An 18756-nucleotide genomic window follows, 5' to 3' on the forward strand; every position below is an offset into this window, starting at 1 on the left:
CGCGGCACCCGAGCGCCGTCGGGCCGGGAATGACGCCCCACTAGTGTTGGTTGCGTGACCGTGCCTCCACCTCCCGCCTCGCCTCGACTGGTCCACATCGTCGACGCCGTGCCGGAGCTCGACGGTGTGGAGCGGCCCACCCTGGTGGTGGCGCTCGACGGTTTCCTCGACGCCGGCAACGCCGGTGCCGTGGCGTGCCGCCACCTGGTCGCCGAGGGCGCGCCGGGCGGCGGCGTCGTCGTCGCCACCTTCGACGTCGACCAGCTGCACGACTACCGCGCGCGCCGGCCCCCGATGTCGTTCGTCCGCGACCACTACGAGGCCTACGACGCCCCGCGGCTCGTGGTGCGGCTGCTGCACGACGTGGGCGGCACGCCGTACCTCCTGCTGCACGGGCCGGAGCCCGACATCCGGTGGGAGGCGTTCTGCCGCGCGGTCAAGGAGGTCGTCGACCGCTTCGACGTCGGGCTGGTCGTCGGCATGGGCGCCGTGCCGATGGCGGTGCCGCACACCCGGGCGATCGCGATCACCCACCACGCCAACAACCCCGAGCTGCTCACCGGCGCCAGCCCCTGGCGCGGCGAGCTGCGGATCCCGAGCAGCGCGCAGGCCCTGCTCGAGGTGCGCCTCGGTGAGTGGGGCCACGACGCGCTCGGCTTCGTCGCGCACGTGCCGCACTACCTCGCCCAGCTGGACTACCCCCGGGCCTCGATCGCGCTGCTCGAGCAGGTGGAGCTCGCCGGCCGGCTCACCATCGACCTGTCCGCCCTGCGGGCGGTCTCGGAGGAGCGCGACGAGGAGATCGCCCGCTACCTCGCGGCCAACAGCGAGGTCAGCGACGTGGTGGCCGCGCTCGAGCAGCAGTACGACGCGTTCGAGCGCGCCGAGGAGTCCGGCTCCAGCCTGCTGGCCGAGGAGACGCCGCTCCCGACCGGCGAGGACCTCGGGCGGCAGTTCGAGCAGTTCCTGGCCGGCCTCGAGGGGCCGGACGGCGACGACAGAACCGGAGGCGAGCGGTGAGCGAGGCCCAGGCGACCCGCGAGCTGGTGGCGCTGCTCGACCTCGAGCAGCTCGACGTCGACCTGTTCCGCGGCCGGCAGCCCGACACGATCCGGCAGCGGGTCTACGGCGGGCAGGTGGCCGCGCAGTCGCTGATCGCCGCCACCCGCACGGTGGACCCGGAGTTCCACGTGCACTCGCTGCACTCGTACTTCCTGCTGCCCGGCGACTACAAGGTGCCGATCATCTACGACGTCGAGCGGATCCGGGACGGTAAGTCGTTCCTGACCCGGCGCGTCGTCGCGCGCCAGCACGGGCGGCCGATCTACTACCAGACCCTCAACTTCCAGAAGGTGGAGGACGGGTTCGAGCACCAGGACCGGATGCCGGAGGTCAAGCCGCCGGAGGAGGGGCTCGACCTCGTCGACCTGATGAAGGAGCGCGGCGCCGACGACGGGCTGAGCAAGGAGTGGGCCGCCCTCGACGTGCGCTGGCTCGGCAACTCCTCCTACGGGCTGGAGGAGGACCGCGACCGGCCCTCGAAGACGCTGCTGTGGATCCGCATCGACGGCCGGCTCTCCGACGACCCGATGGAGCACCTCGCCACGTTCACCTATGCCAGCGACGTGTCGCTGCTGGGTGCGGCGCTCGCGGCTCATGGCGCCGACCCGGGCAAGGTGCAGATGGCCTCGCTCGACCACACGATCTGGTTCCACCGGCCGTTCCGGGCCGACGAGTGGTGGCTCTACGACCAGTGGTCGCCCTCGGCCGGCGGCGCCCGCGGTTTGTCTCTGGGGCGGGTGTTCACCCAGGACGGCACGCTTGTCGCGACGGTCGCCCAGGAGGGGTTGATCCGCCCGCTCCCGTGAAGGCGCGAGTCGGCAGAAGCTGGCGCCGGGAAGGCGCCGAGTCGGCAGAAATTGGCAAGCAGCGCCCGCCGAGTCGGCAGAAGTTGGCAAGCAGCGCCCGCCGAGTCGGCAGAAACTCGCTCGCACGGGTTCACTTGAACCTCGCGGCGCGCTGACGCGCTCGCAAGTTTCTGCCGACTCGGCTACCCGGTGCCGTCGGTCGCTTCGCTCCCCGGCCCCGGCTGGGACTGTGTGTTGCTCTTGCTAGATGCTGCTGGTCCGGCCGAGGAGGTGGGGGGCGCCGTTCTTGGGGTTGAACAGGCCGAAGTCCCAGCCGGTGGCGGTCTCCTCGGTGCCGAACGCGACGGTGCCCGGCAGGAAGACCGGCTTCTTGAAGGCCACCTCGACCTTCACCGCGTCCGGGAGGCGGTTCTCCAGGGCGGCGATGCAGCGGGCCTTGGTCCACATGCCGTGGGCGATGTGTCGCGGGAAGCCGAGCGCCTTCGCGGTGATCGGGTAGAGGTGGATCGGGTTGCGGTCGCCCGACACCGCGCCGTACTTGCGGCCCAGGTCCTCGGGGAGCCGCCAGGTCAGGCCGCTCGGGTCCACCGTTGCGAGCTGCATGCCCTTGTCACCGTTGTCCTTGTCGCCCGTGCCGACGCGGAGGTAGGTCGACTTCGACTCCCAGACCACCTCGTCGCCGACGGTGCCGACGACGTTCATGTCCCACGCCTTGCCCTTGGTGGTCAGGCGCAGGTTCTCGGCCTTCAGCGACAGTGACACGGTCTCGCCGATGGCCACCGGACGGTGCTGGGAGATCGTGTTCTCCAGGTGCACCGAGCCGATCGCCGGGAACGGGAACGACGAGTCGGTCATCAGCTGCATGTGCAGGGGGAACGCCAGCATGTGCAGGTAGGGGACCGGCGCGACGTCCTTGATCGGGAAGCCGCACGTCTCGGCGTACCGGTCGACCTGGGCGCGCTCCACCACGACGTCGTCGCGGCGCAGCTCCGTGGTCGGCAGGTCGCCGCCGGTCTTGCGGATGCCGGGCAGCAGGTTGACGCCCGGGACGGCCGGCAGGGCCGCCTTCACCATGACGGGGAGAGCCATGATCAGGCGCCCAGCATCATCTGGCCGCAGACGCGGACCACGTTGCCGTTGACGCCGGAGGACGCCGGGTTGGCGTACCAGGCGATCGTCTCGGCGACGTCGACCGGCAGGCCGCCCTGCGACATCGCGTTGAGCCGCTGGCCGACCTCGCGGGTGGCGAACGGTACGGCGGCGGTCATCTGGGTGATGATGAAGCCCGGCGCGACCGCGTTGATCGTGATCCCGTCCTTGAGCTCGTCGGCGAGGCTGTCGACGAAGCCGATCACGCCGGCCTTCGAGGCGGCGTACGACGTCTGGCCCAGGTTGCCGGCGATGCCGGCGATCGAGGCCACGCCGATGATCCGGCCGTTGGGGTTGATGACCCCCTGCTCGAGCAGCTCGGCGGTGATCTTCTCCGGCGCCTCGAGGTTGATCTCGAGGACCTTGCCGAAGCGGTCGGGGTTCTGGTTGGCGAGCTTCTTGTCCATCGTGACGCCCGCGTTGTGGACGACGACGTCGACGCCGCCGTGCTTCTCCCTGAGGTGGTGGGCGATCCGCTGCGGCGCGTCGGAGGCGGTGATGTCCAGCGTCAGCCAGTCGCCGTCGATCTCCTTCATGACCTTCTGCAGGTCGTCGGCCGCCTGCGGCACGTCGAGACCGACGACCGTGGCACCGTCACGGTGCAGCACCCGGGCGATCTCCTCGCCGATGCCGCGGCTGGCGCCGGTCACGAAGGCGACCTTGCCGGCCAGGGGAGCGGTCCAGTCGCTGACGTCGGCCGCCTTCTTCTCCTTGTGCGTGCCGACCCGGACGACCTGGCCCGAGACGTACGCCGACTTCGGGCTGAGGAAGAAGCCGAGGGTCGAGAGCGCGGAGCCCTCGTAGCCGTCGGCCACGTAGACCAGCTGGACGGTGCCGCCCTTGCCGATCTCCTTGCCGAGGCTGCGGGTGAAGCCCTCGAGCGCGCGCTGGGCGACCCTCTCGCCGCCCTTGACCAGCTCGGGCGGGGTGCCGATGACGAGGACCCGGGCGCAGGTCTCGAGGCTGCGCATCACCGGGGTGAAGAACTCCTGGAGCTCGACCAGCTGGTCCGCCGAGGTGAGGCCGGTCGCGTCGAACACCAGGCCCTTGTACTTCTCGCCCTCGCTCTGCGTGCGGGCCGAGGCGATGCCCAGCGCGTCGAGCAGACCGGGGAGCTCGTCGGCCAGCCGGCCGCGACCGCCGACCAGGACCGTGCCCTGGACGAGCGGGTCGCCCGCCGAGTACCGCTCCAGCTTGGTCGGGTTCGGGAGGCCGAGGTTCTTGACGAGGAGCTTGCCGATCGGGGTCGAGACGAAGCCCTGGTACTTGTCAGTCATGGTGGCCATGTAACTAGATGTGTAACTCGGAGTCCACATTTCGTGATCTGGCCCTCAAAGTGTTCTCTGGAGCCCGGTTCCGCGTGAGGATGGACGGCATGGCAAACACTGTTCGTCGGGTCGCCGTTCTGGGCGGCAACCGGATTCCCTTCGCTCGCTCCAACGGCCCCTACGCCACCGCCTCCAACCAGGAGATGTTCACCGCGGCCCTCGACGGCCTGGTGTCGCGCTTCGGGCTCGAGGGCGAGCGCATCGGCGAGGTCGCCGGTGGCGCCGTGCTCAAGCACGCCCGTGACTTCAACCTGGTCCGCGAGTCGGTGCTCGGCACCAAGCTCGCCCCGGAGACCCCCGGCGTCGACCTGCAGCAGGCCTGCGGCACCGGCCTCCAGGCGGTCAACTACCTCGCCAACAAGATCGCGCTGGGCCAGATCGAGTCCGGCATCGGCGGCGGCACCGACACCACGTCGGACGCGCCGATCGCGATCTCGGAGAAGCTCCGCAAGAAGCTCATCGCGGTCAACAACAAGAAGACGACCAAGGACAAGATCCTCGCCCTCGGCGCGATCCGCCCCGGCGACATCGGCCTCGCGATCCCGTCCAACGGCGAGCCGCGCACCAAGCTGTCGATGGGCGAGCACCAGGCGCTCACCGCGCTCGAGTGGCAGATCACCCGCGAGGCCCAGGACGAGCTGGCCGTCACCTCGCACCACAACCTCGCAAAGTCCTACGACGAGGGCTGGCAGGACGACCTGATCACCCCGTTCCGCGGCCTCGAGCGCGACAACAACCTGCGCGCCGACTCCTCGCTGGAGAAGCTCGCCAAGCTCAAGCCCGTGTTCGGCAAGGGCGAGGCGGCCACGATGACCGCGGCCAACTCGACGCCACTGACCGACGGCGCGTCCGCGGTGCTGCTCTCGTCGGAGGAGTGGGCCCAGGAGCACGGCCTCGAGCCGCTCGCCTACTTCGTCGACTCCGAGGTCGCCGCGGTCGACTTCGTCAACGGCAAGGAGGGCCTGCTGATGGCCCCGGCGTACGCCGTGCCGCGGCTGCTGGAGCGCAACGGCCTCACCCTCCAGGACTTCGACTTCTACGAGATCCACGAGGCGTTCGCGTCGCAGGTGCTCTCGACCCTCGCGGCCTGGGAGAGCCCGGTGTTCTGCAAGGAGCGCCTCGGTCTCGACGCCCCGCTGGGCTCGATCGACCGGTCGAAGCTCAACGTGAAGGGCTCCTCGCTGGCCGCGGGCCACCCGTTCGCCGCGACCGGTGGGCGGATCGTCGCCAACACCGCGAAGCTGCTCAAGGCCAACGGTGGCGGCCGCGGGCTGATCTCGGTCTGCGCCGCGGGCGGCATGGGTGTCGTCGCGATCATGGAGGCCTGAGCCTTCGTAGGTTGCTGGTGAGAGGCCGTCCCGTGTGGGGCGGCCTCTCGTCGTACTTGCCGATGCCGGGGAGTGCGGCGGCGGCCCCAGCCACCCACTCCCGGCTTGCTCGCTCCGCCGCGCGACGGCGCTCTGGGGTCGCCCGCCGCTCGGCTCGGGGCGCCGGCGCGTCGTCGCGAAATCGCCGGGAGCGGGCACCTGGGACCGCCGCCGCGCGCCGCGGTCGGCACCCGGGGGTTTGTCAGGCGGAGCGGGGGGCGGGGGTGACCAGGGCGAGGGCGGAGGTCACCAGGTAGCGGCGGACCTGCTCGGGGGAGATCTGGCCGACGGTGGGGACGCCCGGCGCCGACTCGTGCACCAGGATCCCGAGGCGGGCGAGCTGGAGTGCGCCGAGACCGCTGGCGTAGAGGGTGTTGGCGAGCAGCACGGGGTCGTCGTCGAGGGCGAACGCGCCCTCCTCGACCCCGCGGGCGAGGGTGTCGGAGAAGATCGTGAGGCACGAGGTGATGCCGCGGCCGAGGCGGAACAGGGCGCCCTCGGAGATCTCGTCGAGGAGCTCGTCGCCGGGACGCACCATCAGCGCCTGCGCGCAGTCGACGAACGCCGGGTGCGCGACGCCGTAGTCGACGAACGCGCCAACCATCGCCGCCAGCGCGTCGCGGGGCGACTCGGCGTCCGCGGAGGCGGCCTGGACCGTCTCGCGGAGCTCGTCGAGGTAGCCGACGAGGGTGAGCGCGAAGAGCTCCTCCTTGCCGGTGAAGTGGCGGTAGACGATCGCGCGGTTGATGCCGACGGCGCTGGCGATCTCCTCGATCTGGACGTCGCGGACGCCCTTGGCGTCGAAGAGCTCACGGGTCGCGGCGATGATCTGCGCCTCCCGGGCCCGACGGCGGGCGGCGGCGGCCTTGCGGCGACCGTCGACCTTCCCGGTCCGCTCGGTGGTACTCGTCATGCCGCCACTCTACGAGAGATGTAACTCGGAGTTGCACAAGTGTGACACGACACGCAGGACGGTCAGCGCACCAGGGACCGCAGCGTCTCCATGGAGTCGGCCTCGTCGGCCGACTTGTCGTCGCGGTAGCGCACGACCCGGGCGAACCGCAGCGCCAGCCCGCCGGGATAGCGGCTGCTGCGCTGGAGGCCGTCGAACGCGATCTCGACCACCTGCTCGGGACGCAGCTCCACGACCCAGCCGTCGGTCGGACCGGTCGCCAGGCCGAGGAAGCGCTCGGTCTGCCAGGCGAGCATCGCGTCGGTCATGCCCTTGAACGTCTTGCCGAGCATCGTGAAACCGGTGGGGGAGTCGGGGTCGCGCGCGCCGAGGTGGATGTTGGAGAGCCAGCCCTTGCGCCGGCCCGAGCCCCACTCGACCGCGAGCACGACGAGGTCGAGCGTGTGGACCGGCTTGACCTTCACCCACGCGGCCCCGCGCCGGCCCGCCTCGTAGGCCGCCGCGGCGTCCTTGACGACCACGCCCTCGTGGCCGTCGGCCAGCACCCGCTCGGTGAACTCCTGTGCCGCGTCGGCCGCGGTCGCCGTGCCTCTCCACCGCGGGACGCGGTGCTGCTCGGGCACCAGCGCCTCGAGTGCGGCCCACCGCTCGTGGGCGGGCTGCTCGTGGAGGTCGCGGCCGTCGACGTGGAGCACGTCGAAGAAGTACGGCGTGACCGCCGCCAGCCCGTCGCCGCTCGTCGCCGTGCGCGCCGCCGTCTCCTGGAACGGCCGCGGACGCCCGGACTCGTCGAGCGCGAGCGCCTCGCCGTCGAGGATCAACCGGTCGGCCGCGAGCCCGAGCACCACGTCGACCACCTCGGGCAGCCGGGCTGTGATGTCGTCGAGGCTGCGCGTCACCACCTGCACCTCGTCGCCGCTGCGGTGGACCTGCACGCGGATGCCGTCGAGCTTGGCGTCGACGGCCACCTCGCGGTCGGCGAACCCGCCCAGGGCCGTGGGCAGGTCAGCGGCCGACGAGGCGAGCATCGGCAGCACGGGCCGTCCGACGGTGAGCCCGACCTCCGCGAGCGCCTCGACGCCCTCGAACGCGGGCGCCACGGCGTAGGTGGCGCCCCCGGCGAGCATCGCGGCGCGACGTACGGCCGCCAGCGGGACGTCGGCCGCCTGGGCCAGCGCCTCGATCACCAGCGCGTCGGACGCGCCCTGCCGGACCTCCCCGAGCGCGACGGCGCGGAGCCACGCCTGCTCGTCGGCGGTCGCCCGGCCGAACAGCTCGGCCATCGCCGCCGACCGGGCGGCGACCGATCCGGCGCCGGCGAGGAGTGACAACGCCTCGAACCCGGCGTCGACCTCGGCGACGGTCAGCGAGGGCTCCGCCGCGGGGTCCGGGAGCTCGCGCAGGCCCCGCCAGCCGAGTCCGGTACGGCGCTGCCGCAGCCTGCCGGCGAGGTAGGGGGCCACCAGCGGCCGCTCGTCGGGCTCGGACGCCAGCAGCAGGTCGGCGATGAGCCGCGTCTTCTCCTTGCGCGAGCGCGTCGCGGCCACGGCGGCGGACGTCGCCACGAGGTCACCGAGAAGCATGGGGTGATCGTGTCAGGCCGTGCCGACAGCCGGGGAAGGGCGAGCGCTCTACTTCGTCGCTTCGAGCACAGCGGCGGTGACCGCGCCTCGCACCACCAGCTCGTAGACGTCGTCGAGCTGGTCGTCGACGGTCTCGAAGTAGCCGGCCACCTCCAGCGACACGAAACCGTGCAGCGCGGCGAAGACCGCCATCCCGGTGGGGATGATCCGCTCCTCCGGCAGCCCGGCCGAGCGCACCATCACGGCGAGCGCCTCGATCGTGTCGGCGGCCGCGGCGAAGAACGCCTCGGGGTCGATCGCGGGGCGGGTGATCGCGGCATAGCGCTGCGGGTGGGCGCGGGCGAACGCGCGCAGCGCGTGGCTCAGCACCCGCAGCCCGTCGGCGCCCGCGTGGCCCATCGCGGCGCGTCGTACCTCCACCCCGAGCAGGCGCATCGCCCGCACCTGCACCAGCGCGCGGAGGTCCTCGAGGTTGGCGACGTGGTTGTAGAGCGACGACACCCGCGCGTCCAGCTCTGCGGCGAGCAGCGTCATCGTGAGCGCGTCGTAGCCGTCGCGGTCGACGATCTCCTCGGCAGCGCTGACGACCGCCTCCTGGTCGAGGCGGGCGCGCCTGCCGCGGGTGGTCTCGATCGTCACGTCACTCCTGGAGCCGAAGATGAAGCACTTTCGTGCTCCGACGAATGGTAGTCCAGTCGGGCCCGCGGCGTAGGCTCGCGGACCGTGTCCGAGTCCGTGTCCCGCGTCTGGCGACCGGACTGGCCGTGCCCCGCAGCGACCGTCCTGGCCCAGCAGCGTCGTGGCGCCGGCGACCCGACGCTCCGCCTCTACGTGGCCGGCCGGCACTGGCGCGCGTCGCGCACGCCCGAGGGCCCGGCGACGCTCGCGCTCGCGGTCCGGCCCGCCGACGGCGAGGTCGTCGCGGAGGCGTGGGGGAGCGGCGCCGCCTGGGCGCTCGACCAGCTGCCCGACCTGCTCGGCGCGGCCGACGACTGGACCGGCTTCGAACCGCGCCACCCCGTGCTCGCGGAGGCCCGGCGGATGAACCCGCACCTCCGGCAGGGTCGCACCGGCCTGGTCCTCGAGTCCCTGGTGCCCAGCGCCATCGAGCAGAAGGTGACGGGCAAGCAGGCGTTCGCCGGCTTCCGCTCGCTGGTCCGGAGGTACGGCGAACCCGCCCCCGGCCCGGGAGCGGAGGCCGGGCTGTGGCTGCAGCCCACGCCCGAGACGCTCCGTGCCGTCCCGTCGTGGGAGTGGCTCCGTCTCGGCATCGACCAGGCGCGGTCGCGGGTCGTCGTGACCGCCGCGCGACACGCCGCCGCGCTCGAGCGCATCGTCGCCGCGCCCGCCGAGGCCGACCGGCGGCTGCGCTCGCTGCCCGGGGTCGGCCCGTGGACGAGTGCCGAGGTCAGGCAGCGGGCGCTCGGCGACCCCGATGCGGTGTCCTTCGGCGACTACCACGTCGCCAAGGACGTCGGCTGGGCGCTCACCGGAGCGGAGTTCGACGACCTTGAGCTGGCGGCGTTCCTCGAGCCGTGGCGCCCGCAGCGGGGGCGGGTTCCGATGCTCGTCGGAGCCGCCGGACTGCGTCGTCCCCGGCGCGGACCACGCCTCGACGTTCCTGGACACATCCTGCGCGTGACGAAATAGCGTGATAACTGTTACACCCAGCAACAGGCAGACCAGGCTGTCTGGGGAAACACCGTCGTAAGGCTCCGCGACGGCAGAAGGGGTGCTGATGGGACTCGTGACGCGCCAGGACCTCGACATCCCCCCGGCGGTGGCGTGATGGCCGCGATCGCCGCGATGCCCAAGTCGGTCTTCGACAACATGTGGGGGCGCGCCCGCGCCGGCATCAACACGACCGGCGAGCTGGTCAAGCTCGGCATCGAGTCGATCCAGTGGGGCGTCTCCGACATCATCGCCCGCCGGTTCTCCTGGACCGAGTTCCTCCTCCAGTGCTGGTTCATGACGCGGGTGTCCCTGCTGCCCACGATCCTCGTGGCGATCCCGTTCGGCGTCATCACGTCCGTCCAGATCGGCGGCGCCGCCAACCAGATCGGCGCCCAGAGCTTCATCGGCGCGGTCAACGGCATCGGCGTCCTGCGCCAGGGCGCGCCGCTGGTCACCTCGCTGATGATCGCCGGGGCGGTCGGCTCCGCGATCTGCGCCGACCTCGGCGCCCGCACGGCGCGCGAGGAGATCGACGCGCTCAAGGTGATGGGCATCTCGCCGATCCAGCGCCTGGTGGCCCCACGGATCCTGGCGGCGCTCCTGGTCGCTCTGCTGCTGACGGTGATCGTCGCGATGGCGGCGATGATCACCGCGTTCATCATGGTGGTCGGGCAGGGCCAGATCTCCGCAGGCACCTACATCGACTCGTTCGTGAGCCTGTCGCAACCGATGGACCTGCTCGTCGCGGAGATCAAGGCACTGATCTTCGGCTTCATCGCGACCATCGTCGCCGCCCAGAAGGGGCTCAACGCCCGGGGTGGCCCGAAGGCCGTCGCCGACGCCGTCAACCAGGCCGTCGTCCTCAGCGTGATCCTGCTCGCCTGCGTCAACGTCGGCCTCACCCAGACCTACGTGATGCTCTTCCCGGCCGGAGGCTGAGATGGCCAACGTGCAACCCCGCGCCCGCACCGTGGGCGACCGGCTCTCCGACTCACTGGTCGGCGTCGTCGACTCGCTCATGGGGATGCTCGCCAAGCTGGGCTCGTTCGCGACGTTCGCGTTCGACGTCCTCAAGGCGATCCCGTCGACCCTCGCGCTCTATCCCAAGGAGACGCTGCGGCAGCTCAAGGACATCGCCTGGGGCAGCGGCGCGCTGCTGGTTGGCGGCGGCACCGTGGGCGTCATGGTGCTGCTCTCGCTCGCAGCCGGCACGTCCCTCGGCATCGAGGGCTTCAACGGCCTCGAGCTGGTCGGACTCGCTCCGCTGAGCGGATTCATCTCGGCGAGCGCCAACACCCGCGAGCTCGCGCCCCTGATCGCCGCGCTGGCACTGGCCGCGCAGGTCGGGTGCCGCTTCACCGCGCAGATCGGCTCGATGAAGATCCACGAGGAGATCGACGCGCTCGAGGTGATGGCGGTCAGCCCGATGCGCTACGTCGTCGCCAGCCGGGTGTTCGCGGCGATGGTGGCCATCCTCCCGCTCTACCTGATCGGCCTGATCGGGAGCTACATCGCGAGCCAGGTCTCGGTGGTCATCCTGTTCGGACAATCACCAGGGCAGTACGACCACTACTTCTCGTCCCTGATCCAGGGCCGCGACATCTTCCTGTCGGTCGTGAAGATCCTGATCTTCGCGATGATCGTCGCGCTGCTCCACTGCTGGTACGGCATGAACGTCGGCGGCGGCCCGCAGGCGGTCGGCGAGGCGACCGGCGCCGGCATCCGCGCCAGCATCGTGTCGGTCATCGTCATCGACATGGTCCTGACCCTCGTCTTCTGGGGCGGCGACCCCGGCTTCCGGATCTCGGGCTAGGGGGAGCACCGATGGCAGCACGCACCGTGACGCGTCAGCAGCTGGCCCGGCGAGGCATCCTCGTCCTGGTCGGGATCGTCCTCATCGGCGTGATCCTCTCGCTGCGCAGCAACGGCACGTTCGGGGAGGCCCCGCACGTGACGGCCAACGTCGGCACGGCCGGCGGTGCGCTGCGCGCCGGCTCCGACGTGAAGATGAACGGCGTCATCGTCGGCAAGGTCTCGTCGATCGAGCGCGCTGAGGACGGCGACGGGGTCAGCATCGACCTGACCCTGTCCGAGGAGGACATGGAGCACGTGCCGGCCAACGTGGTCGCGCGGATCCTGCCCGCGACCGTGTTCGGCACGACGTACGTCGACCTGGTCGTCCACGGCACGCCGTCCGACGAGGGCATCGCCGCCGGCGACGTGATCGACCCCGACGAGACCCAGGAGACCCTGGAGCTGCAGCAGGCGCTCGACGACATCGACCGCCTGGTCAAGGCACTCGGCCCGAAGGACCTCGCGTCCGCGATCGGGTCGGCGGCCGCGGCGCTCGACGGCCGCGGCGACCAACTCGGCGGCACCGTGCGGACGATCAACTCCTACCTCGACCGGATCAACGCCCGGATGCCGGCGATCCGCGACGACCTCCAGAGCTTCGCGCAGGCCACCGAGGTGATCGACGAGGTCGCGCCCGACCTGCTCGACGCCACGGAGGACTCGCTCGTCTTCCTCGACACGATCGTCACCCAGGAGGCGGCGCTGACCTCGCTGATCTCGGGCGGCACCGACCTCGCGGTCACCGCCCAGCAGTTCCTCGCGAAGAACCAGCGCCACCTGGTGTCGTTCATCAACGACTTCGGCGGTCTGGTCGACGTGCTCTACGACAACCGGCAGGCCGGCATCACCGACGCGATGACGGTCAACCTCGCGGCGGGCGGTGTGCTCGACGCCGCGGTGTCGCACGGGTTCGTCGACGTCCACGCCGTGCTCCGGACCAGCCTGCCGGCCTACTACGGCGGCGGTCCGTCGTACGCGCGCTCGTCGGCGCCGACCGCCGGCCTCGGCGCGATGGTGGGTGACGGCCAGTGACCGGCATCCGGAGCGTCGCGATCAAGGTCGCGCTGTTCGCGCTCGCCAGCACCCTGCTCCTCGTGCTGCTCGTCAACACGATGCTCAACGGCGTCAGCGGTGACACCCGCGAGCTCACCGCCGAGTTCGACGACGTCAACGGCCTCCGCATCGGCGACGACGTCAAGGCCGCCGGTGTCCGGGTCGGGCAGGTCACCGAGATCGACGCGACCGACACCGGCGCCACGATCAAGATCGAGGTCGTCGAGGAGCAGCCGGTGCTGTCCAACTCGACGCTGACGATGCGCTACCAGAACCTGCTGGGCCAGCGGTACCTCTCCCTCGACCAGCCGACCGACGAGGAGCGCGGCGCCGAGCTCGCCGATGGCGACACCATCGCGCTGGAGAACACCAGCCGCGGGTTCGACCTCACCGAGCTGCTCAACGGCTTCCGGCCGCTCTTCGAGATCCTCCAGCCCGAGGATGTCAACACGCTCGCCACGTCGATGATCAAGGTCCTCCAGGGGGAGGGCGGCACCATCGAGTCGCTGCTCCGCGAGACGTCGGACCTGACCAGCTTCGTGGCCAACCGCGACGAGGTCATCGGCGAGGTGATGACGAACCTGAAGCCCGTGCTCGACAACCTGACCGAGCAGGACGACGAGATCTCGGCGACGGTGGTGGAGCTGAAGAACCTCATGACCGGTCTGGCCCGCGACCGCAAGGCGATCGGCGCGTCGATCGACGGCATCAGCCAGCTCGTCGGGTCGACCAGCTCGCTCCTGCGTGAGGCGAAGGTCCCGCTGACCAACACGTCCCGGCAGCTGCGCAACACCGCGGGGATGCTGAACGACAACCGCGCCGAGCTGGAGCGCACCCTGCCCGCCTTCGGCCTCCTCTTCGAGGAGCTGGGCCGGGCGACGTCCTACGAGAACGCGCTCAACACCTACGTCTGCTCCAGCGTGATCTCGCTCGGCTCCCTCTCGGTCCCGCTGGGCAGCGGTGGCCGGGGCCCCTGGTCGGAGGTGTGCTCATGAAGCCCGTGAACGAGTGGAACTCGTTCCGCATCGGCCTGATCGGCATCGGGGTCGGACTCCTCGTCGCCGTGGGCGTGATCGTGATGAGCACGACCAACTTCGGCACGAAGGAGTACACCGCGGTCCTGGAGCACACCGCGGGCCTCCGCAGCGGGGAAGACGTGCAGGTCCACGGCGTCGTGAAGGGCGAGGTCACGGGGGTCGACCTCGAGGACGACCACGTGGTCGTCACGTTCGTGCTCGAGTCCGACATCGACCTGGGTTCCCGGACCGAGGCGTCGGTCAAGGTCGCGACGCTGCTCGGCACCCACTACCTGGAGCTCGAGCCGCTGGGCGGCGGCACCCTCGCCGGCGACCGGATCCCGCTCGACCGGACCGAGGTCCCCTACAACCTCCAGGACGTGCTCGAGAGCGGCGCCGGCGCCCTCGACGAGCTCGACCCCGAGCTGCTGGCCGACGCGCTCACCTCGATGGCCGACACCCTCGGCGCGAGCTCCGACGAGATCGGTCCCGCGCTCAAGGGCGTCGCCCGCCTCTCCGAGGTCGTCGCCAACCGCTCCGACCAGGCGGGTGACCTGCTCGAGTCGGCACGCAACGTGAGCGACCAGCTCTCCGACAGCAGCGCCGACATCGTCGAGCTGATGTCGCAGACGAACCTCGTCGTCTCCGAGATCACCGCCCGGCGCGACGCGATCCACCGGCTTCTCGTCGAGACCACCGGCCTCTCGCGGGCGCTCACCGAGATCGTCGACTCGACCAAGGGCGACCTGAAGCCGGCCCTGGAGGACCTCAACGACGTGCTGGCGATGCTCAACCGCGAGGACGAGACGCTGACCCGCGTCCTCGACGTGATGGGCCCGGCCGTGCGGTACGTCGCCAACGCGTCGGGGCACGGCCCGTGGGTCGACCTCTTCATCCAGGAGCCGGCCCTGCCGCCGGACGACGCGATGTGCGGATCGCGGGGTGGTTGCCGATGAGCACAACCCTGCGACGATGCGCGCCGCTCGCGGTCCTCCTCAGCCTGCTGCTCGGCACGGGCGGCTGCGGCCTCGTCGACGGGCCCGGGGGAGGCACCAAGGAGTACACGGCCTACCTCGCCGACTCGGCCGGCCTGTTCGTCGGCAACGACGTCGGCATCCTCGGCGTCCCCGTCGGCGAGATCACCGAGATCGAGCCCGTGGGCGACCGGGTCAAGGTGACCCTGGAGGTCGACGAGGACTACAAGGTGCCGGCCGACGTCGGTGCGGTCGTGGTCGCACGGTCGGTCGCCACCGACCGCTACATCGAGCTCACGCCGGTCTACACCAAGGGGCCCGAGCTCGAGGACGACGGCGAGATCCCGCTGAAGCGCACCCGCACCCCGGTCGACTTCGACCAGGTCCTCGAGTCGCTCAACCGGTTCGCCACGGGCATCGCGGGCGACAAGGACACCGTCCGAGCGGTGCAGCGGTTCATCGACGCCGGCACCAAGGCGCTCAAGGGCCGCGGGCCGCTGCTCAACCAGACGATCCACTCGCTCGCCGAGGGCGTCAACGGCGTCCACGCCCAGCGCGAGGACGTCGCGGCGACCCTCCGGTCGCTCGACGTGCTGCTCGGCGTGATCGCGGAGAACGAGGGCACCGCCCGCGAGTTCATCCAGCGCGTGGCCCGAGCGGCCGACCTGCTCGCCGCCGAGCGCAACAACTTCCGCACCGCGCTGCGGTCGCTCGACGACGCCGTCACCGCCGTCGCCGAGTTCGCCGTCGCCAACCGCGACGAGATCGTGCGCACGCTGGACGGCTCCACGCGGCTGATGCGGGTGATCCTCTCCAAGCAGGAGCGACTGCAGGAGGTCCTGCGGGTGATGCCGCTGACCCTGCAGAACATCCAGCTGGCGCGCACGCCCGACAACAAGCTGCCCGTGGTCCTCGACCCGGTCGCCCTCGACCCGACGGGCTTCCTCCTCCGGGAGGTGTGCGAGTCCGGCGCGATCGCGGACGCGGTCTGCGACCTGCTGCTGAGCCTCGACCCGCTCGGGCGCCCCGCGCCCGCCACGCAGGGAGGATCCCGATGAAGGGGCTGCGCACCATCACCGGCGCGGTGCTGGCCGGTGCGGTCGTGGTGACCGCCACCGGCTGCGGCACCACGATGCGCGACCTGCCGATCCCCGGCACCGGGGTGTCGGGCGACACGGTGCAGCTCAACGCCGAGTTCGACGACGCGCTCAACCTCGCCGAGGGCGCACCGGTGAAGGTCAACGGCGTCGACAGCGGCAAGGTCACCGGGATCACGGTCGACGACTTCGTCGCGCACGTGACCATGGACCTCAAGGAGGACGCGCAGGTCAGGGAGGGAGCGACCGCGCGGCTCCGCTACACCACGCCGCTCGGCGAGCTGTTCATCGACGTCGACAACCCGAGCGAGGGCGAGGTGCTGGCCGACGACGCGACGCTCGAGCTGCCGGAGACGGAGACGGCTCCGACGGTCGAGGACGCGCTCGCGCAGGCATCCCTGCTGATCAACGGAGGCGGGCTCGACCAGCTGCGGATCATCACCGACGAGCTCAACACCGCGCTGGGCGGCAACGAGGAGAACATCCGGGGCCTCCTCGACCGCGCCAACACGTTCCTGACCGAGGCCAACGCCACGACCGGGAGCATCGACGCGGTGCTCAACTCCCTCAACTCGCTGTCGAGCACGCTCTCCGCGCGGGAGGACACGATCAACCGCGCGATGCGGGAGATCCGTCCGGCAGCTGCGGTGCTGCGCAGGGCGACGCCCGACCTCACCCGCCTCCTGCAGGCGGTGGAGCGGTTCTCGTCGGCGGCCAACGACACCGTCAACGCCACCCGCACCCAGCTGCTCAACCTGCTGAGCGAGGTCGAGCCGGTGCTCGCCGAGCTCGCCAAGAACCGCGGCCGGTTCGCCGCGATGCTCCGCTCGATCCAGCGCGCGGCCGACGTGGCGAAGCAGGCGATCCCGACCGAGTTCCTCAACGTCAACCTCGACCTGCACATCGACGGCATCACCGGCGGCGGGCCGCTCGGCGACCTGCTCGGGCTGCTCGACACCCTGGGCGTGGTGCTGCCCGTCGACGAGCTCAACGACATCCTCGAGGACCTCGGCCTCGGGGGACTCCTCGACGGCATCCTCGGCGACGGGGGCCTGCTGGGCGGCGGCCGGCAGTCCGACCCCGGTCGGACCGGCGGCGCGGGCGGTGGCGACGACGGGTCGGGCGGCGCGGACGGTGGGCTGCTGGGGCTCGACGGACTGCTCGGTGGACTGACCGGCGGAGGTGCCTGAGATGCCCAAGTTCCTGACCGACCGCCTGCTGCTCAGCGCCGTCGGCGTCGTGGTGGTCTTCGTGTTCGCCGTGGCCTACATCTTCGCGTCGGTCCTCGACCAGCCGCTGACCTCGCGTCCGGCGACGATCAAGGTCGAGCTCGCTCAGTCCGGCGGCCTCTTCGAGGGCTCCGGCGTCACTTACCGCGGCGTGAAGGTCGGCAAGGTGACCGAGATCGTCCCGGCCGAGAGCGGGGTCGTCGCGACCGTGCGTCTCACGTCCGGCACGGACATCCCGGAGAGCTCGATCGCCCGGGTGCGCAGTCTGTCCCCCGTGGGCGAGCAGTACCTGGACTTCCAGCCGACCACGGCCGAGGGGCCGTTCCTCGAGGACGGCGACACCATCGGCGCCGAGTCGACCGACCTGCCGAAGAGCCTGAGCTCGACGGTCGTCGCGGTCAACGACGTCCTGCGCCAGATCGACGACAAGAAGCTGAAGGTGCTGCTCGGCGAGCTGAGCACGGGCCTCGCCGGCACGGGCGACGACCTCGGCCAGGTCCTCGACCAGGGCAACGACCTGCTCACGACGCTCAACGAGGTGTGGCCCGAGACCGACCGCGTCATCACCAACAGCGGCACCGTGCTCGACATCGTCTCCGAGAACGCCGACTCGCTGCGCACCCTCGGCAACCGCGCCCGGCAGTTCGCCGCGTTCCTCCGCGACTACGCGCCCGAGTTCCGCGACGTGCTCCAGCGGACGCCCGGCCAGCTCAAGGACCTCGAGGCCCTGGTCCGGGACGCCAACGAGGTGCTGCCCGGCTTCCTGTCGGTGGGCGTGAGCTTCAGCGACATGGTGATGGCCTACGAGCCGCACCTGCGGACGCTCCTCCAGGAGTACGCACCCGGCATCCGGGCGCTGATGGCAGTGCTCCACGACGGCCGGCTCAATGTCCAGATCATCCCCAAGCGCACGGCGCGCTGCGACTACGGCTCGTCCCACCAGGACCCGTGGAACCCGGAGCGCCGGCCGTTCTACCTCGGTGGCCACTGCCCGGCCTCGTTCCCCGGCCTCCGCCGCGGCGCGGCCCACGCACCGGGGCCGGTACGGTGACGCGGGTGGAGGACGGCGGCACCGACGAGCTGAAGAAGCGGTACCTGACGGTCATCGCCACCCTCGCGGCGGCGCTGGTGTTGGCGGCGGTCGCGCTCGGCCTGATGTTCAAGGCGAAGGGTGACGCCGACGACCGAGCGGACGCCGCCGAGGACGAGGTCGCCGGGCTCGCGGCGGCCGAGTCGGCAGCGCGCGAGCTGCTCCTCGACATGACCACCTACGAGCACACCGACCTCGACGAGGTCTACGACTGGGTGGACCGGTTGTCCGACGACGAGCTCAAGGACCGGATGACCGCCAACGAGGACACGTTCAAGAAGATCGTGCGGCTCTCGAAGGCGTCCGCCGAGGGCGAGGTCGTCGACTCCGCCTACCGGGCCAACGACGACGGGTCCGTCACGGTGATCGCGTTCGTGCGGCAGGAGATCCGCGACGCCGAGAGCGAGCGGCCGAAGCTCGACGAGAAGTGGGCGACGCTGGTGCTCGAGGAGGAGTCGGGCGAGTGGATGGTCGCCGACGTCCAGCTCTCCAACATCCCGGAGGGCAGCACCGCGCAGTGACACGGGGCCGCTAGATTGGCCCCCGTGGACGAGGCGGCGG

Annotated in this window: 18 protein-coding genes; 13 read left to right on the plus strand and 5 right to left on the minus strand. The window is 71.1% G+C overall.

Annotation, left to right across the window (positions count from 1 at the left end; genetic code table 11):
- The first annotated feature begins 54 nt into the window (after positions 1-54).
- On the plus strand, positions 55-1020 hold the full coding sequence (locus HNR19_RS09065) for a PAC2 family protein (RefSeq protein ID WP_343047119.1): 966 nt from the start codon (positions 55-57) through the stop codon (positions 1018-1020).
- Positions 1017-1868, plus strand: coding sequence for an acyl-CoA thioesterase domain-containing protein (locus tag HNR19_RS09070; RefSeq protein WP_179667612.1), 852 nt, complete (start codon positions 1017-1019; stop codon positions 1866-1868). The genes HNR19_RS09065 and HNR19_RS09070 overlap by 4 nt, the downstream gene beginning before the upstream one ends.
- A 243-nt stretch (positions 1869-2111) precedes the next feature.
- Here HNR19_RS09070 and HNR19_RS09075 read toward each other — a convergent pair whose 3' ends face one another.
- Together HNR19_RS09075 and HNR19_RS09080 are read right to left on the minus strand one after the other, a co-directional pair.
- Entirely contained in the window at positions 2112-2957 is an 846-nt protein-coding gene (locus HNR19_RS09075) for a MaoC family dehydratase (protein WP_179667613.1), read from the minus strand.
- Between the two features lie 2 nt (positions 2958-2959).
- Positions 2960-4294, minus strand: coding sequence for a 3-oxoacyl-ACP reductase (locus HNR19_RS09080; RefSeq protein ID WP_179667614.1), 1335 nt, complete (start codon positions 4292-4294; stop codon positions 2960-2962).
- Positions 4295-4392: 98 nt separating this feature from the next.
- Between HNR19_RS09080 and HNR19_RS09085 the strand changes: the two genes are divergently transcribed.
- Complete coding sequence (locus tag HNR19_RS09085; RefSeq protein ID WP_179667615.1) at positions 4393-5673, plus strand: acetyl-CoA C-acetyltransferase; 1281 nt, start codon at positions 4393-4395, stop codon at positions 5671-5673.
- Positions 5674-5914: 241 nt separating this feature from the next.
- Here the strand turns inward: HNR19_RS09085 and HNR19_RS09090 are convergent, their stop codons facing one another.
- From HNR19_RS09090 to HNR19_RS23475, 3 genes are all read right to left on the minus strand, one after another.
- Positions 5915-6625: a TetR/AcrR family transcriptional regulator gene (locus tag HNR19_RS09090; protein ID WP_179667616.1), complete on the minus strand. Its 711-nt coding sequence runs from the start codon at positions 6623-6625 to the stop codon at positions 5915-5917.
- Between the two features lie 62 nt (positions 6626-6687).
- Complete coding sequence (locus HNR19_RS09095) at positions 6688-8208, minus strand: ATP-dependent DNA ligase (RefSeq protein WP_179667617.1); 1521 nt, start codon at positions 8206-8208, stop codon at positions 6688-6690.
- 48 nt (positions 8209-8256) lie between these two features.
- On the minus strand, positions 8257-8847 hold the full coding sequence (locus HNR19_RS23475) for a WHG domain-containing protein (RefSeq protein ID WP_179667618.1): 591 nt from the start codon (positions 8845-8847) through the stop codon (positions 8257-8259).
- An 84-nt stretch (positions 8848-8931) separates the two neighbouring features.
- Between HNR19_RS23475 and HNR19_RS09105 the strand changes: the two genes are divergently transcribed.
- From HNR19_RS09105 to HNR19_RS09150, 10 genes are all read left to right on the plus strand, one after another.
- Positions 8932-9858 (plus strand): DNA glycosylase family protein, encoded by a 927-nt coding sequence (locus HNR19_RS09105; RefSeq protein ID WP_179667619.1) that lies wholly within the window; start codon positions 8932-8934, stop codon positions 9856-9858.
- A gap of 138 nt (positions 9859-9996) precedes the next feature.
- Positions 9997-10821 (plus strand): MlaE family ABC transporter permease, encoded by an 825-nt coding sequence (locus HNR19_RS09110; RefSeq protein WP_246303496.1) that lies wholly within the window; start codon positions 9997-9999, stop codon positions 10819-10821.
- A 1-nt stretch (position 10822) separates the two neighbouring features.
- Positions 10823-11695: an MlaE family ABC transporter permease gene (locus HNR19_RS09115; RefSeq protein WP_246303497.1), complete on the plus strand. Its 873-nt coding sequence runs from the start codon at positions 10823-10825 to the stop codon at positions 11693-11695.
- A gap of 11 nt (positions 11696-11706) precedes the next feature.
- The gene (locus HNR19_RS09120; protein WP_179667620.1) at positions 11707-12768 is read left to right on the plus strand and encodes an MCE family protein; all 1062 of its coding nucleotides are present in this window, start codon (positions 11707-11709) and stop codon (positions 12766-12768) included.
- Positions 12765-13784 carry an MCE family protein gene (locus HNR19_RS09125; RefSeq protein ID WP_179667621.1) on the plus strand — a complete coding sequence of 340 codons (1020 nt, stop codon included), beginning with the start codon at positions 12765-12767 and terminating at the stop codon, positions 13782-13784. Before HNR19_RS09120 ends, HNR19_RS09125 begins: the two co-directional genes overlap by 4 nt.
- Complete coding sequence (locus HNR19_RS09130; RefSeq protein WP_179667622.1) at positions 13781-14761, plus strand: MCE family protein; 981 nt, start codon at positions 13781-13783, stop codon at positions 14759-14761. The genes HNR19_RS09125 and HNR19_RS09130 overlap by 4 nt, the downstream gene beginning before the upstream one ends.
- Positions 14758-15837 (plus strand): MCE family protein, encoded by a 1080-nt coding sequence (locus HNR19_RS09135; RefSeq protein ID WP_179667623.1) that lies wholly within the window; start codon positions 14758-14760, stop codon positions 15835-15837. The genes HNR19_RS09130 and HNR19_RS09135 overlap by 4 nt, the downstream gene beginning before the upstream one ends.
- Entirely contained in the window at positions 15834-17066 is a 1233-nt protein-coding gene (locus tag HNR19_RS09140; RefSeq protein WP_179667624.1) for an MCE family protein, read from the plus strand. Before HNR19_RS09135 ends, HNR19_RS09140 begins: the two co-directional genes overlap by 4 nt.
- A 1-nt stretch (position 17067) precedes the next feature.
- A complete protein-coding gene (locus HNR19_RS09145) occupies positions 17068-18156 on the plus strand; it encodes an MCE family protein (protein WP_179667625.1) in 1089 nt (362 codons plus the stop codon).
- A gap of 5 nt (positions 18157-18161) precedes the next feature.
- On the plus strand, positions 18162-18716 hold the full coding sequence (locus HNR19_RS09150) for a hypothetical protein (protein WP_179667626.1): 555 nt from the start codon (positions 18162-18164) through the stop codon (positions 18714-18716).
- The last annotated feature ends 40 nt before the right edge of the window (positions 18717-18756 follow it).

This window comes from Nocardioides thalensis, from assembly GCF_013410655.1.
GTDB lineage: Bacteria > Actinomycetota > Actinomycetes > Propionibacteriales > Nocardioidaceae > Nocardioides > Nocardioides thalensis.